This is a genomic window from Micromonospora globbae (assembly GCF_036184225.1).
Lineage (GTDB): Bacteria > Actinomycetota > Actinomycetes > Mycobacteriales > Micromonosporaceae > Micromonospora > Micromonospora globbae.
Map to the genome: position 1 here is coordinate 3,912,112 of NZ_CP108084.1, position 14,144 is coordinate 3,926,255.

Consider the following 14,144-nt stretch of genomic DNA (forward strand, 5'->3'; position numbering starts at 1 on the left):
GGGTCCGGCGGCCGCAACCGCGAGCTGGTGGCGGCGCTCGCCGAGGCGCGGGACCAGCCCGACGGCCCGGCCCGGCTGCTGGAGCTGGAACGGATCGCCGTCCTGGCCGACGCGGCCGGCGACGACCGGTCCGCGGTCGACGCCCGGTTCGCGCTGATCGAGACGGCCCTGCCCCGGGGCGAACGGTGGCGGCTGGTCGAGCCGGTACGGCGTTGCCTGGCCGTCCTCGACCGCCGCCCGGAGCTGTTCTCCGAGGCGGAGGCGGAGCTGCTGACGCGCTACCAGCGGTACGCGATCGAGGCGCTGCTGGGCACCCCGCGCGTGGGCCTCGACCAGGCGCGGGCGGTCGACGACCTGGCCCGCCGGATCGGCGCGGACGCCGAGGCGGTGGCCGAACTCCGCTGCCGCATCGCCGACCACCTGGGCGACGAACCGACCGCCCGCGAGTGGTACGGGCGCTGGGCGGTCGCCGAACCCGGGCCCGCCGGCGGATGCCCCGGCTGCGCGCCCGCCCGCCGCGCCGACCTGCTCGCCGGCTGGGGCGACTGGGCCGCCGCGCTGGACGAGCTGCGGGACGTGCTCGACGGCGCCGTCGACTGCACCGACCAGCCGGAACGCGCGTTGACGGCGGCGCTGCTGCCCTGGCTGCGGCAGGGCGAGGTGGAGCGGGCCGGCGCGGCGCACGTGCGGGCGTACCGGCGGCACCGGGGCGAGCGGGCCGCCTTCGGGCACCTCGCCACGCACCTGCGCTTCTGCGCGCTCGCCGGGCATCCGGGGCGCGGGCTCGACATCCTCGCCGAGCAGCTCCCCCGCCTCGACCGCCCGTACGACGACCTCTCCGCCATGGAGTTCGCCGCCGCGGGAGCGCTGGTCTGCCAGCTCGCCGTGGCGGCCGGGCTGGGTGGGCGCACCGTGCACCGGCCGGCGTACGGGGACCGGCCGGCCGCCGACCTCGACGTGGCCACGCTCGGCGCGGTGCTGCTCGGGGTGGCCACGGAACTGGCCGGCAGCTTCGACGCCCGCAACGGCACCGGCCACCAGTCGGGCCGGATCGCCGCCTGGCTGGCCGAGCGGCCGGTCGCCGGGCCGGTGCCGATCCCCGCCGACGACGAGGGCGCGACCGACGAGGTCGACCCGTACGCGCCGGACGACCCGGAGCCCTCCGATCGGGAACCGGTGCCGCTGACCCTCGCCATGATCACGATGGCGCTGGACCGGCGGGGCGACCGGTACGCGGTGGACGGCGGCACGGTGGTCGGCCGGTGGGGCGACGCCGTCATCCAGTTCCGGCAGCTCGGTGAGCACGGCGAGATCCTGCACGCGCGGGCGCTGGCCGCCCGGCGGCTGCCGGCGGCGCGGCGCGCCGAGGCGTACGCCTTCTGCAACGCCTGGAACCACGACCGGCTGCTGCCGAAGGCGTACGTGCACGACCTCGGCGACGAGCTCGTGCTGGCCGGTGACGTGAACACCGACCTGGCGCACGGGGTGGCCCCGGCGCAGCTCGACGTGCTGGTGAACGCGGCGATCACCACGGGGGTGGCGTACGCCGACGCGGTGGCGGCCCTGCCCTGAGACGGGGCGGCACGACGCGACACCGGCGTCACGGCGCCGGCGGGCGGGACGCCGGTCGCCGACGCCCACCGGGACGTCGGCGACCGGCCTCGTCAGACCTCGACCACCGTGGGGACGATCATCGGGCGGCGGCGGTACGCGTCGTTGACCCAGCGCCCCACCGTCCGTCGGACGATCTGCTGGAGCTGGTGGGGATCGGTGATCCCGTCCGCGGCGGCCCGGTTGAGCGCCTCGGTGACCAGCGGGATGACGTCGTTGAACGCCTCCGGGTCCTCCGAGAAGCCCTTCGCGGAGACGGTCGGGCCGGCGACCACCTTGCCGGTGACCGAGTCGACCACCACGGTGGCGGCGATGAAACCGCCGTCCCCGAGGATCCGCCGCTCGGTGAGCAGCGACTCGCTCACGTCGCCGACGGCGAGCCCGTCGACGTAGACGTACCGGCTCTTCACGCGGCCGACCAGGCTGGCCCGCCCGTCGACCAGGTCCACGACGTCGCCGTCCTCGCAGAGCACCACCCGGTCGGGCGCCACGCCCGACTCGATGCCGAGCCGCGCGTGGGCGCGCAGGTGCCGCCACTCGCCGTGCACCGGCATGAGGTTGCTGGGGCGCACCACGTTGAGCAGGTAGAGCAGTTCGCCGGCCGGGGCGTGGCCGGAGACGTGCACCTTGGCGACGTCCTTGTGCACGACCACCGCGCCGGCGCGGGCCAGGCGGTTGATCACCCGGTAGACGGAGGTCTCGTTGCCGGGCACCAGGGACGAGGCGAGCACCACCGTGTCGCCGGGGGCGATGGTGATGTGCCGGTGGTCGCCGCTGGCCATGCGGCCCAGTGCGCTCATCGGCTCGCCCTGCGACCCGGTGGACATGAGGACGATGCGCTCCGGCGGCATCGTGGTCGCCTCTTCGAGGCCGACGACCAGGCCGGGCGGGATGTTGAGCAGCCCCAGGTCGCGGGCGATGCCCATGTTGCGCACCATCGACCGGCCGATCAGGGCGACCTTGCGGCCGTGCTCGGCGGCCGAGTCCATCACCTGCTGCACCCGGTGCACGTGGGAGGCGAACGAGGCCACGATGATGCGCCCGCGCGCCTTCTGGAAGATCGAGTCGAGGACGGGCCCGATCTCCCGCTCCGGGGTGACGAAACCGGGGATCTCCGCGTTCGTCGAGTCCGACAGGAGCAGGTCCACGCCCTCGGCGCCGAGCCGGGCGAAGCCCGCCAGATCGGTGATCCGCCCGTCGAGCGGGAGCTGGTCCATCTTGAAGTCGCCGGTGTGCAGCACGAGGCCGGCCGGCGTACGCACGGCCACCGCGAGCGCGTCGGGGATCGAGTGGTTCACCGCGAAGAACTCGCACTCGAACGGGCCGAGCTGTTCCCGGCCCCCCTCCCGCACGGTCAGCGTGTAGGGCTGGATGCGCCGCTCGGCGAGCTTCGCCTCGACCAGGGCGAGGGTGAACTGCGAGCCGACCAGGGGGATGTCCGGCTTGTGCGCGAGCAGGTACGGCACGGCGCCGATGTGGTCCTCGTGACCGTGGGTGAGCACGATGGCCTGCACGTCGTCGAGGCGGTCCAGGATCGGCCCGAAGTCGGGCAGGATCAGGTCGACGCCGGGCTGCTCCACGTCGGGGAACAGCACGCCGCAGTCGATCACCAGCAGCTTGCCGTCGTACTCGAAGACGGTCATGTTCCGACCGATGGCGCCGAGCCCGCCGAGCGGGATGATCCGCAGCCCGCCCTCTGGTAGCGGTGGGGGCAGTTCCGCCTCGATGTGCGCCTCGGTCACGCGTTCACCTCGTTCCGGGACGCCGTCGCCCGGCGTCCGTCGTGTCGTTCGGTCATTCGGGGAGTGCGACGCCCGCCGCCGCGCAGTCGGCGCGCAGCTGGGCGATCTCGTCGTCGGTGGCGTCCACCAGCGGAGGCCGCACGGGGCCGGCGGGCAGGCCGGCGATCGTGAGGCCCGCCTTCACGAGGATCACACCCTGGGTGCGGAAGATGCCGGTGTAGAGCGGCAGCAGCCGGTGGTGCAGGGCGAGCGCGGCGGCGGTGTCCCCCGCTTCGTACGCCTCGATCATCTGCTGGGTGGGCGCGCCGGTGAAGTGCGTGGACGTGCCGACCACGCCGACCGCGCCGACGGCCAGGGCGGGCAGGGTGAGCGAGTCCTCGCCGCTGTAGAAGGCGAGGTCGCTGCGGCTCGTCACCCAGCTGGTCGCGGTCAGGTCGCCCTTCGCGTCCTTCACGGCCACGATCCGGCCGTGCTCGGCGAGGCGCACCAGGGTCTCGGTGGCGATGGCCACCCCGGCGCGGTGAGGAATGTCATAGAGCATCACCGGCAGGCCGGTGGCGTCCGCGACGGCGGTGAAGTGGTGCAGCAGCCCGGCCTGCGGTGGCTTGTTGTAGTACGGCGTGACCACGAGCAGCCCGTGCGCGCCCGCCTTCTCGGCGGCGGCGGCCAGCTCGATGGTGTGCCGGGTGTCGTTGGTGCCGACCCCGGCCACCACCTTGGCCCGGTCGCCGACCGCCTCCACGACGGCCCGGATGAGGCGCTCCTTCTCCGCGTCCGTGGTCGTCGGAGACTCGCCGGTCGTGCCGTTGACCACCAACGCGTCGTTGCGCTGCTCGTCGACCAGGTGGGTCGCCAGCCGCGCGGCGCCGTCGAGGTCGAGCGCACCGTCGGCGGTGAACGGGGTCACCATGGCCGTGAGCACCCGGCCGAAGGGGCGGGACACCGCCCGGGCGGGGGTGTCAGGGTGGTCGTGCGTCATCCTCTTAACCTAGCGGACGACCCGGGAGCACCCGCCGGGGAAGGGCTCAGGACAGCTCGGCGTACGGGCTCGACGCCACCTCGGTGCCGTCGGGCAGCGTGGAGATCACGAAGTCGGCGAACACGTTCGGGGCGGCCTTCTGCAACTGGCGCAGGCACTCCACGGCCAGCTCGCGGATCTCCACGTCGGCCTGCTCCGTGGCCCGCATGCCGATGAAGTGCCGCCACGCCCGGTAGTTGCCGGTCACCACGATCCGGGTCTCGGTCGCGTTCGGCAGCACCGCCCGGGCCGCCTGCCGGGCCTGCTTGCGCCGCAGGGTGCCGTTCTCCACGTCGGCGAAGCGCTTCTCCAGCCCCTCCAGCAACTCGGTGTACGCCCGCACGCTCGCCTCGGTGGCCTCGACGAACCTGGCGTGCAGCTCCGGGTCCTCGGCGATCACCCTCGGCTCGACCATGGCGGCGTCCCGCTCGGGGACGTAGCGCTGGGAGAGCTGGGAGTACGAGAAGTGCCGGTGCCGGATCAGCTCGTGGGTGAAGGAGCGCGACACCCCGGTGAAGTAGAAGGTGACCGAGCCGTGTTCGAGCACCGAGTAGTGCCCGACCTCGAGGATGTGCGCCAGGTAGCCGGCGTTGGTGGCCGTGGCCGGGTTGGGCTTGCGCCACGACTGGTAGCAGGCGCGACCGGCGAACTCGGCTAGCGCCTGGCCCCCGTCGGCGTCGGTCGACCACGGGACGTCGTCCGGCGCCTCGAAGTGGGTCCACGCGATCAACTTCACCTGGGGCTGCACCATCTCCGGCATTCCTCGGACTGTAGTGGGAGGGCCGGCCGTACCCAAGCGGGGCTCGCCCGCTGCAATCCCGGTCACCACCCCGCCGCCGGGGCCGCACCCCGGTGATCATGAGGTTGGCGAGGCGGGATGCCCGGTTCGTCCCCGCCAACCTCATGATCACCGCGCGGATCGGGCCGCGCGGGGGGCGCGGGGACCGGGGAGGGGGCGGGGACCGGGGAGGGGGCGGGTTAGACGTACAGGGTGGTGAAGGGGGCCCAGGGCAGGTTGCGCAGCACCGAGAAGGCCAGCCAGGCGGCCAGGAAGCCACCGATCACCTTCCCGCTGAACCGCAGCTCCGGCAGGCGCCAGCCGAACGCCTGCCGGCCCGCCCAGGCCACGAAGAGGTACGCCAGGAAGGGCAGCGCGAAGACGAACACGAAGTGGTGGCGGGCGGCGGCCGGGATGTCGCCGTGCACCACGTACCACAGCGCGCGGGTGCCACCGCAGCCCGGGCAGTCCAGCCCGGTGGTCAGCTTGAGCACGCAGCTGGGCGCGGCGTCGGGATCCGAGCGGGTGGGATCGCTGATGAGCGCGTAGCCGATGCCGGCCGCCACGCAGCCGAGCGCGGCCAGCGGCACCGCCCACCGGGGCGAACGCTCGTAGAGCCGGACCACGAACCGGGTGAGCCGGTCGGGCTGGGGCGTCGGGTAGGGCGGCACCTGGCCCGCGGGCCACGCGGGCGCGTCCGGCACTGCGCCCGCCGGCGGTTGCGGCGGGCCGACGGGTCCGTCAACGCTCGTCACGCCGCTCACGCTACACCCGCCACGCCCACCAGTGCGGCGGCCAGCGGGCCGGCGAGATCGCCGGCGGCGGGCGGGGCCACCGCGTCCAGGCCGAGCCAGCCGGCGAGCCGGTAGAGCTCGGCGGCGAGCGCCACGGCCGTCTCGCCCGGGTCGGCGCCCGGTTCGATCCAGGCCGCGGGCACCAGCAGCACCTTCGCCTTCCGGTCGGCCTTGAGGTCGACCCGGGCGGTGAACCGCTCCCCCTGGAGGAACGGGAGCACGTAGTAGCCGTGCACACGCTGCGGCGCCGGCACGTAGATCTCGATGCGGTAGCTGAAGTCGAACAGCCGCTCGGTGCGGTTGCGCTCCCAGATCAGCGGATCGAACGGGCTGACCAGCGTGTTGCCCCGCACCCAGCGCGGCAGCCGGGCCTCGGCGTGCAGCCACGCCGGCTGGCGCCACCCGGCGACGGTCACCGGCAGCAGCTCGCCGGCCTCGGCCAGCTCCGCGATGGCCTGCCGGGCGCCGGCCAGCGGCAGCCGGAAGTAGTCCCGCAGCTCCGGCTCCGCGGCCACGCCGAGCGACCGGGCGGCGAGGGCCACGAGCGTGCGGTACGCCTCGGCGTCGGTCGGGGTGGGCGCGTCCAGCGCGGCGGCGGGGAGCACCCGCTCGGGCAGGTCGTAGCGGCGGGCGAACGACGTGGTGCGGTCGGCCGCCGTGACCTCCCCCGCCCAGAAGAGGAACTCCAGCGCCCGCTTCACCGCCGACCAGTTCCAGCCCCAGTTGCCCTTCTCGCGGGGCGCGTCGTGCTCGATCTCGGCGGCCGTCAGCGGCCCGCGGGCGGCCACCTCGTCGCGCACCCAGGCGACCAGCTCGGGCTGCTCCTGGGCGATCCGGCGCATGCCGCCCCAGGCCTCGCTGTGCGCCCGGGCCATCCGCCAGCGCAGCGCCGCGTGCAGCCCGACCGGGACCAGCGACGCCTCGTGCCCCCAGTACTCGAACAGCTCACGCGGCCGGCGGTAGGCGGCGGTGTCGAGCAGCGAGGTCGGGTAGGGCCCGAGCCGGCTGTAGAGCGGCAGGTAGTGCGCCCGCTGCAGCACGTTGACCGAATCCATCTGGATCAGCCCGACCCGGCCGAGCACCCGGCGCAGGTGCCGGCGCGTCGGCACCCCGCCGGGCGGCGGGTCGGTGAAGCCCTGGGCGGCCAGCGCCACCCGGCGCGCCTGGGCGAGCGAGAGCGATTCCGGAGCTGCCATCGCCGGCGACCCTAGCCGAGGCGTACGACGCTCCGGCGCGGACGCTGGACCCTCCGCCGGGCAGGGCATAGAACGGTGCCGTGGTCACCATCCGTCGGGAGGAGCCGGACGACGCCGAGGCGGTCGCCCGGGTGCACGTGCACGGCTGGCAGGCCGGCTACGCCGGCATCATGCCGGACGAGGTGCTGCGGCGGCTGAACGTGGCCGCCTGGGCCCAGCGCCGGCGGGACGTCGGCACGGCCGACCCCGAGCACCCGTTCACCACGCTGCTGGCCGAGTCGGGCGACGAGGGGGTCGTGGGGTTCACCTCGTTCGGGCCGTACCGCGTCGACCAGGACCGGGACACCCTCGACCCGGCCTGGGGCGAGGTCCTCGCCCTCTTCGTCGAGCCGGGGCACTGGGGCGACGGCACGGCCACGGCGCTGCTCCGCGCCGCCCGCGCGGGACTGGCCGGGCGGGGCTTCACGGCCTTCCGGGCCTGGGTGCTCGAGGAGAACCACCGGGCCCGCCGCTTCACGGTGCGGGCCGGGCTGTCACCGGACGGTGAGCGGTCCACCTACCCGGTGCCGCTCACCGGCGGGCGTCCGCCCGTCCGGCTGTTCGAGCTGCGGTACGCCGGCCGCCTCGACGGGTGAGCCGGCCGGCGTGGTCCGGCCGCGCAGCGGCAGCAACGCCAGCAGGGCCAGACTGATCCAGACGTACGTGTTGCTGCCGAGGAACCCGTCGATCCCCGTGAAGTCCTTCTCCCAGGCCCACACGATCCGGCTGGTGAGGAACCCGTACCCGGTGACGGCGGCGGCCAGCAGCAGGCGGCGGCGGAGGCTGCCGGGGCGGGCCGCCACGGCGTTGTCCACGAGCAGGATCAGCCCCGGCAGCAGCCAGACCAGGTGGTGCACCCAGGTCACGGGGCTGACCAGGCACATCACGGCGCCGGTCAGCGCCAGGCCGGCCGCCTCGTCGCCGCCGGCGGCCGCGGCCCGGGAGCGCCAGGCCCACAGCGCCAGCGTGCCGAGCACCAGCACCAGCCAGGCGAGGGTGCTCGGGTGCTCGGGGTCCAGCCGGGCCACGACCCCGCGCAGGGACTGGTTGGAGACGAAGGCCAGCTCGCCCACCCGGTCGGTGTTCCACAGCGCCTCGGTCCAGAACTCGCGGGAGGCGTCGGGGAAGAGCGCGGCGGCGAGCAGGGTGGCCCCCGCCGCGGTCGCCATCGAGGTGACCGCCGCCCGCCAGCGGCCGGTGACGAGCAGGTAGACGATGAAGATGCCGGGCGTCAGCTTGATGGCGGTGGCCAGCCCGACGCCCACACCCGCCCAGCGGCTGCCGCCGGGCAGCAACCGGAGCAGGTCGACGGCGACCAGGAAGAGCAGCAGCATGTTGACCTGGCCGAAGTTGACCGTCTCGCGCATCGGCTCGTACGCGGCGGCCAGGCAGAGCGCCACGGCGAGGGCGAACCAGCGCGTCCAGCCCGCCCGGCGGGCGATCGGGTCGACCAGCCACCAGAAGAGCACCACGGTCACCGCCACGGTCGCGGTGACGCTGACGACGATCGCGGCCAGCCACGGCAGGTACGCCATCGGCAGCATGACGAGAGCGGCGAACGGCGGGTAGGTGAAGCCGTACTGGGTGTTCGGCCGCAGGTAGTCGTAGATCTCCCCGCCGTCGTGCACCCACCACGTCAACGCGCCGTAGTAGACCTGGAGGTCGAAGAAGCCGTGCCGCACGGCCGCCACGGCGAGGAAGGCGGCCACCGCGACGGCGAGCAGGAGCACGCCCACGACCTGCGCGATCGTCCTAGCGGCACCCTGCGCCACCGTCGCCTCCCTCGCCCTGCGTAGGCTCACGTCCCATGGCTCTCGGGTACGTCCGCCCGGCGCGTCCGGAAGACGCCGGCGAGATCGCACGCATCCAGCTCGCGACCTGGCGGGTCGCCTACCGCCGGATCCTGCCCCGGCACGTCCTCGAGAACCTCGACGAGGCGTGGCTGGCGCGGCGGTGGACCGCCGCGGTGCAGGAGCCGCCGTCGGACGCCCACCGGGTGCTGGTCGCCGTCGAACAGGCCGAGCAATCGTATCTGGTGGGGTTCGTGGCCTCCGGTCCGGCCGACGCCGAGGCGCTCGCACCGAACGAGCCGGCCGACGCGCTGGGCGGCGACGTCGCGGCCGTCACCGACCTGCTGGTGGAGCCGCGCTGGGGCCGGCGGGGGCACGGCAGCCGGCTGCTCGCCGCCAGCGTGGACCTGTGGCGCGCCGACGGCTTCACGCGGGCGGTGGCGTGGGCGTTCGACGCCGACGCGGCGACCCGGAAGTTCCTCACGAGCGCCGGCTGGGAGGCCGACGGCGCGGCCCGCGCCCTCGACGTGGACGACATGCTGGTCCCCCAGCTCCGCCTGCACGTCGCGCTGCCCGCCGAGGCCGGCTCCGCCGAGACCGTCGACGAGACCTCCGGCGAGACCGGGGCGACGCCCGACGACGGATCGCCCGCGCCGCCGGCCCAGCCGGGGCCGGCGGACTAGGCCCCGGCCGCCGCGCCGGCCGCGAGCCGGCGCGGCGGGGTCAGCCCTTGTCGGAGCCGTCGTTGGCGTCCCGGACGAAGTAGCGCTGGAACACCACGAAGAGGACCGCCACGGGGATGGTGGCCAGCAGGGCGGCACCGAGCTTGAGCGGGTACTGGCTGCCCTTGCCCAGCGAGCCGCTGACCAGGTCGGCGAGGCCGCGCGGGAGGGTGAACAGGTCCGGGTCCTGCACCGCCACGAGGCTGTGCGGGAACTCGTTCCAGGAGCCCTGGAACGACAGGATGGTGAGCGTGATCAGCGCCGGCTTCGCCATCGGCAGCACCACCGACCAGAAGATCCGGAACACGCTCGCCCCGTCGATGCGGGCCGCCTCCTCCACGCTCACCGGGATCGACTCGAAGAACTGCTTCATGATGAAGATCCCGGCCGCGTCGGCGAGCAGCGGCACGATGAGCCCGGTGTAGCTGTTGTAGATGCCGAGCTGGTTGAGCACCAGGAACTTCGGGATCAGCAGCACGACCGGGGGCACGGCCATGACGGCGACCACCGCCGCGAACAGGCCGGCGCGCCCCCGGAACCGCAGTCGGGCCAGCGCGTACCCGGCCAGCGAGTCGAAGAACACCCGACCCACCGTGACCAGCACGGTGACCAGCAGCGAGTTGCCGAGCCAGAGCGGGAAGTTGGTGCCCGCGAAGATCCGCTCGAACCCGGCCAGCGACACCGGGTCGGGGATCGGCGAGAGCGGGTTGGCGGCCGCGTCCGGCTCGGTCTTGAAGGAGTTGCCGAGCTGGATCACGAACGGGTAGAGGAAGACCAGCCCGAAGAAGACCAGGACGGCGTACCCCAGGATGCGGGAGACCAGCGCGCGGGGGTCGCGGCGCCGGCGCGGCGCGGGCACCGCGACCGGCGGCCGGTCGGTCAGCACGGCCATGTCAGGACCCTTCCGGTGCGCGTCGACGCCACCAGCGCCGGCGGCGCCCCACCGGGTCGCGGTCGGCCATGATCCGGCGCTGGATCAACGTGAGCACGATGATGATCAGGAACAGCACGAACGAGATGGCCGCGCCGGAGCCGTAGTCGAAGTCGCGGAACGCGGTCCGGTACGACAGGTACGCCGGGGTGAGGGTGGTCTTGGCCGGGTCGCCCTGGCTCATGACGTACACCTGGTCGAAGACCTGCCACGAGCCGATGAGGCCGAGCGTGACCACCAGGAACGTGGTGGGCTTGATCAGGGGCAGGGTGACGTGGCGGAACCGCTGCCAGCGGCTCGCGCCGTCGAGCGTGCTGGCCTCGTCCAACGCCACCGGGACGTTCTGGAGGGCGGCCAGGAACATCAGCATGAACGTGCCGGAGGTGGTCCAGACGACCAGCGTGATGATCGAGACCATGGCTACGCTCGGGCCGGAGAGCCAGTCCCACCAGCTCAGGCCGAACGGTCCCCCGCCGGTCAGGGCGGCCGGCGGGTCGTCGACCCCGACCGCGCCGAGCAGCAGGTGCAGGACGCCGCGGGAGTCGGCGAACCACTGCGGCCCGTCGATGCCGAAGAGGCCGAGCAGCCTGTTCACCGCGCCGGAGTTGGCGAACAGGAACAGGAAGACCACGCTGATCGCGACCGAGCTGGTGACCGAGGGGAAGTAGAAGGCGCTGCGGAAGAAGCTCTTCCCCTTGAGCATCCGGTTGTTCACCACGAGCGCGAGGCCGAGGGCCAGCACGGTCTGCGCCGGCACCACGATCCCCACGTAGTAGATGTTGTTGCGGATGCTCGTCATGAAGTCGCGGCGGTCCAGCCCGTCCTCGGTGAAGAGGCGGGTGTAGTTCTCCGTCCCCACGAACGGCACGTCGCGGGTGAACGGGCTGCCCTGGCCGTTCCAGTCGGTGAGGCTCACCCAGAGCGCCATGAGGATCGGCAGCAGCAGGAAGAGCCCGAGGATCACGACGACCGGAGCGACGAACAGCCAGCCGGCGAGGTTCTCGTTCCCCCGCGTACCGCCGCGGCGGCGGCGCGACGGGCCGGCCGGCGTGGTGGCCGGCGCGGCGAGCGCCTCTGTTGCCATCTCCCCCTCCCCCTTCCGGGAGGTGCGGGGAGGGGCCCCGGGTCGGCGGGGCCCCTCCTCCCACCTCAGCCGCCGAGCGCCGCCGTGGCGTTCTTGTCGAAGTTCGCCAGGATCGTCTTCGGGTCACCGGTGGCCAGGCCCTGGAGGCCGGCTTCGAGGTCCCGCAGGACGCTGTCCATCTTGGGGGCGTTCACCGGGCCCTGGGCGAACGCGGCGCCGTCGATGAACGGCTTGTCGTTCGGGAAGGCGCTGGTGTACTGCTCGCGGACGGACTCCCGCGACGGCATGACCCCGAACGCCTTCGCGAAGGCCATCTGCTGCTCGCCGCTGGTCATCGCCTCGACGAACTTGATGGCCTGCTCCTTGTACTTCGACTTCGCGGCGATGCCCCAGCACTGGGTGAAGGACAGGGTGCCCTGCCCCTTCGGCCCGGCGGGCAGCGGGACGACCTTGTACTTCACGTTCGGGAAGTCGTTCTGCAGCGCGCCCTTGATCCAGTTGCCCTCGATGGTCATGACGGCCTTGCCCTTGCCGAACGCCTCGCCGGACCAGCCGGCGTCCAGCTGCTTCGGGTACTGGGCGAGGCCCTTGGTGAGCAGGTCCTTCACGTACTGGAGGGCGGCCACGTTCTCCGGCGTGTCGGCGGTCGGCCGCGTGCCGTCCTCACTCATCAGCCAGCCGCCGTTCTGCACCAGGAAGGCGCCGATCCGGTCGCGGGTGTCGCCCAGCGCCAGCGGCACCTGCCCCTTCGCCTTGATCTTCTGGGCGGTGGCGGTCAGCTGGTCCCAGGTGGTCGGGATGTCGGCGTCGGTGAGGCCGGCCTTCGTCCACAGGTCGGTGTTGATCTGGAGGGCGAGGGTGGAGAAGTCCTTGGGTGCGCAGTAGAGCTTGCCGTTGTAGGTGAACGTCGTGCGCAGGCTCTCGTAGAAGTCACCGTTGTTGCTGATCTTGTCGCCGTACGGCTCCAGCGCGCCGACGCTCGCGTAGTCGGCGAACCGGGAGGCGTCCACGTAGAACACGTCCGGCGGGGTGCCGCCGGCGAGGGCCTGGCCGAGCTGCTGGGTGAGGTCCTGCGCCGGCGTGACGGTCGCCGTGTTGCCGGAACCGCTGGCCCACTTCGCGGCGGCGTCCTGCACGGCCTTGGTCTCCGCGTCGCCGGACGAGCCGATCAGGATCTGGAGGTTGGCCGGACCGCTGGACTGTGCGGTCTCGCCGGAGTTGTCGTCGAAGCCGCTGCCGCACGCGGCGGAGCCGAGCAGGGCGACGGCGGCGAGGCCGGCCACCGCCGCCCGGGTGAGGGTTCGAGATGCCATCGGTTCTCCTGTTCGGGGGATGGGTTACGCGGTGTGCCGGAGCACCAGCGAGGGCTGGAGCAGCACGGGGGCAGGGGTCTGCTGGTCGCCGTCGAGGACCGCGGTGAGCAGGTCCACGCAGCGGGCGGCCGCGTCGCCGAGCGGCTGGCTGACGCTGGTCAGCCCCACGGCGGCGGCGACCGGGGTGTCGTCGAAGCCGACCACCGCGACGGGCGGGTCGGCCGCGCGTACGGCCTGGAGGGCGCCCAGGGCGAGCGAGTCGCTGGCGCAGACCACGGCGGTCGGCGGCGCGTCGGTGGCGAGCAGGTCGCGCATCGACCGCTCGCCCTCGGCGATGCCGTCCTCGGTCTCCCGGTCCAGCCCGGTCGGGTCGATCCCGGCCGCGCGCAGGGCCTCCCGCCATCCGGCGCGCCGGTCGTCGCCGACGCCGGAGCCCGCCGGCCAGCCGAGGAAGCCGATCCGCCGGTGGCCGCGCGCCAGCAGGTGGCCGGTCGCGCGGCCCGTGCCGGCCGCGCCGTCGACGTCGACCCACGGGTGCGCCTCCGGGTCGTCCCACGGGCGGCCGAACGTCACGAACGCCACGCCCCGCTCGGCCAGCCAGGCCGTGCGGGGGTCGCCGTGGTGGGTGCCGGTGAGCACGAAGCCGTCCAGGTCGTACGCGCTGAGCAGGTCGTCGTACGCGGCGATCTCCCGCGCGGTGTCGCTGGCCGTGTAGAGCATCGTGCGGTAGCCGGCCGCCTCCGCGGTCTCGGTGAGGCCGTGCAGGAAGCGGTCGAGCACCGAGCCGTTGATCCCGTCCCGGGTCGGCTCGATGCGGACGGCGATCAGCCGGGAACGGCCGGTGCGCATCTGCCGGGCGGCCTGGCTGGCCCGGTAGCCCAGGGCGGCGATCGCCTCCTGGACGCGCTGCCGGGTCTCCTCCCGCACGATGTGCGGGGCGTTGAGCACGTTGGACACCGTCTGGCGGCTCACGCGGGCGTGCCGGGCCACCGTAGCGATGGTCACCTTTTCGGCCACAAAATCCCTCTCGCCGTCTTGAACGATCCAAATTGGATACGGCAGGATTAGATCGTTCAAGTTTCTGGAATGTTTCGCACTCTGCACCGCCGCTAACGACTTGTCAAGA

12 protein-coding genes and 1 pseudogene are annotated in these 14,144 nt (G+C 73.5%); 3 read left to right on the top strand and 10 right to left on the bottom strand.

The window, feature by feature from the left end; genetic code table 11:
- The first annotated feature begins 24 nt into the window (after positions 1–24).
- Positions 25–1,572: a YbjN domain-containing protein gene (locus tag OG994_RS17345; protein ID WP_407942612.1), complete on the top strand. Its 1,548-nt coding sequence runs from the start codon at positions 25–27 to the stop codon at positions 1,570–1,572.
- Positions 1,573–1,664: 92 nt separating this feature from the next.
- On the opposite strand, the gene OG994_RS17350 is transcribed toward OG994_RS17345, so the two are convergent.
- The 5 genes from OG994_RS17350 to OG994_RS17370 form a co-directional block, all read right to left on the bottom strand.
- Positions 1,665–3,353, bottom strand: coding sequence for a ribonuclease J (locus OG994_RS17350; protein ID WP_120328412.1), 1,689 nt, complete (start codon positions 3,351–3,353; stop codon positions 1,665–1,667).
- A gap of 52 nt (positions 3,354–3,405) precedes the next feature.
- A complete protein-coding gene (gene dapA / locus OG994_RS17355) occupies positions 3,406–4,332 on the bottom strand; it encodes a 4-hydroxy-tetrahydrodipicolinate synthase (protein WP_120328413.1) in 927 nt (308 codons plus the stop codon).
- Between the two features lie 46 nt (positions 4,333–4,378).
- Positions 4,379–5,122 (bottom strand): FAD-dependent thymidylate synthase, encoded by a 744-nt coding sequence (gene thyX / locus OG994_RS17360; protein ID WP_120328414.1) that lies wholly within the window; start codon positions 5,120–5,122, stop codon positions 4,379–4,381.
- Between the two features lie 227 nt (positions 5,123–5,349).
- The gene (locus OG994_RS17365) at positions 5,350–5,913 is read right to left on the bottom strand and encodes a DUF2752 domain-containing protein (RefSeq protein WP_396843410.1); all 564 of its coding nucleotides are present in this window, start codon (positions 5,911–5,913) and stop codon (positions 5,350–5,352) included.
- Positions 5,910–7,139, bottom strand: coding sequence for a winged helix-turn-helix domain-containing protein (locus tag OG994_RS17370; RefSeq protein WP_328850333.1), 1,230 nt, complete (start codon positions 7,137–7,139; stop codon positions 5,910–5,912). Before OG994_RS17370 ends, OG994_RS17365 begins: the two co-directional genes overlap by 4 nt.
- 80 nt (positions 7,140–7,219) lie before the next feature.
- Between OG994_RS17370 and OG994_RS17375 the strand changes: the two genes are divergently transcribed.
- Positions 7,220–7,774, top strand: coding sequence for a GNAT family N-acetyltransferase (locus OG994_RS17375; RefSeq protein ID WP_328850334.1), 555 nt, complete (start codon positions 7,220–7,222; stop codon positions 7,772–7,774).
- On the opposite strand, the gene OG994_RS17380 is transcribed toward OG994_RS17375, so the two are convergent.
- Entirely contained in the window at positions 7,673–8,950 is a 1,278-nt protein-coding gene (locus OG994_RS17380) for a glycosyltransferase family 87 protein (protein WP_328850335.1), read from the bottom strand. The genes OG994_RS17375 and OG994_RS17380 overlap by 102 nt on opposite strands.
- A gap of 35 nt (positions 8,951–8,985) precedes the next feature.
- Here OG994_RS17380 and OG994_RS17385 point away from each other — a divergent pair.
- Positions 8,986–9,549, top strand: a pseudogene (locus OG994_RS17385) (N-acetyltransferase family protein); the annotation flags it as partial.
- Between the two features lie 142 nt (positions 9,550–9,691).
- Here OG994_RS17385 and OG994_RS17390 read toward each other — a convergent pair.
- From OG994_RS17390 to OG994_RS17405, 4 genes are all read right to left on the bottom strand, one after another.
- The gene (locus OG994_RS17390) at positions 9,692–10,582 is read right to left on the bottom strand and encodes a carbohydrate ABC transporter permease (RefSeq protein ID WP_328850336.1); all 891 of its coding nucleotides are present in this window, start codon (positions 10,580–10,582) and stop codon (positions 9,692–9,694) included.
- Between the two features lies 1 nt (position 10,583).
- Positions 10,584–11,705, bottom strand: coding sequence for a carbohydrate ABC transporter permease (locus OG994_RS17395; protein ID WP_120328421.1), 1,122 nt, complete (start codon positions 11,703–11,705; stop codon positions 10,584–10,586).
- Positions 11,706–11,770: 65 nt separating this feature from the next.
- On the bottom strand, positions 11,771–13,018 hold the full coding sequence (locus OG994_RS17400; RefSeq protein WP_328850337.1) for a sugar ABC transporter substrate-binding protein: 1,248 nt from the start codon (positions 13,016–13,018) through the stop codon (positions 11,771–11,773).
- A 24-nt stretch (positions 13,019–13,042) separates the two neighbouring features.
- Complete coding sequence (locus tag OG994_RS17405) at positions 13,043–14,023, bottom strand: LacI family DNA-binding transcriptional regulator (protein WP_240032916.1); 981 nt, start codon at positions 14,021–14,023, stop codon at positions 13,043–13,045.
- Between the last annotated feature and the right edge of the window lie 121 nt (positions 14,024–14,144).

What these genes read in the sequence shown, in the direction of transcription:
- dapA (WP_120328413.1), bottom strand. Translation starts at nt 4,332, where the DNA reads ATGACGCACGACCACCCTGACACCCCCGCCCGGGCGGTGTCCCGCCCC.
- thyX (WP_120328414.1), bottom strand. Translation starts at nt 5,122, where the DNA reads ATGGTGCAGCCCCAGGTGAAGTTGATCGCGTGGACCCACTTCGAGGCG.
- OG994_RS17370 (WP_328850333.1), bottom strand. Translation starts at nt 7,139, where the DNA reads ATGGCAGCTCCGGAATCGCTCTCGCTCGCCCAGGCGCGCCGGGTGGCG.
- OG994_RS17390 (WP_328850336.1), bottom strand. Translation starts at nt 10,582, where the DNA reads ATGGCCGTGCTGACCGACCGGCCGCCGGTCGCGGTGCCCGCGCCGCGC.
- OG994_RS17395 (WP_120328421.1), bottom strand. Translation starts at nt 11,705, where the DNA reads ATGGCAACAGAGGCGCTCGCCGCGCCGGCCACCACGCCGGCCGGCCCG.
- OG994_RS17400 (WP_328850337.1), bottom strand. Translation starts at nt 13,018, where the DNA reads ATGGCATCTCGAACCCTCACCCGGGCGGCGGTGGCCGGCCTCGCCGCC.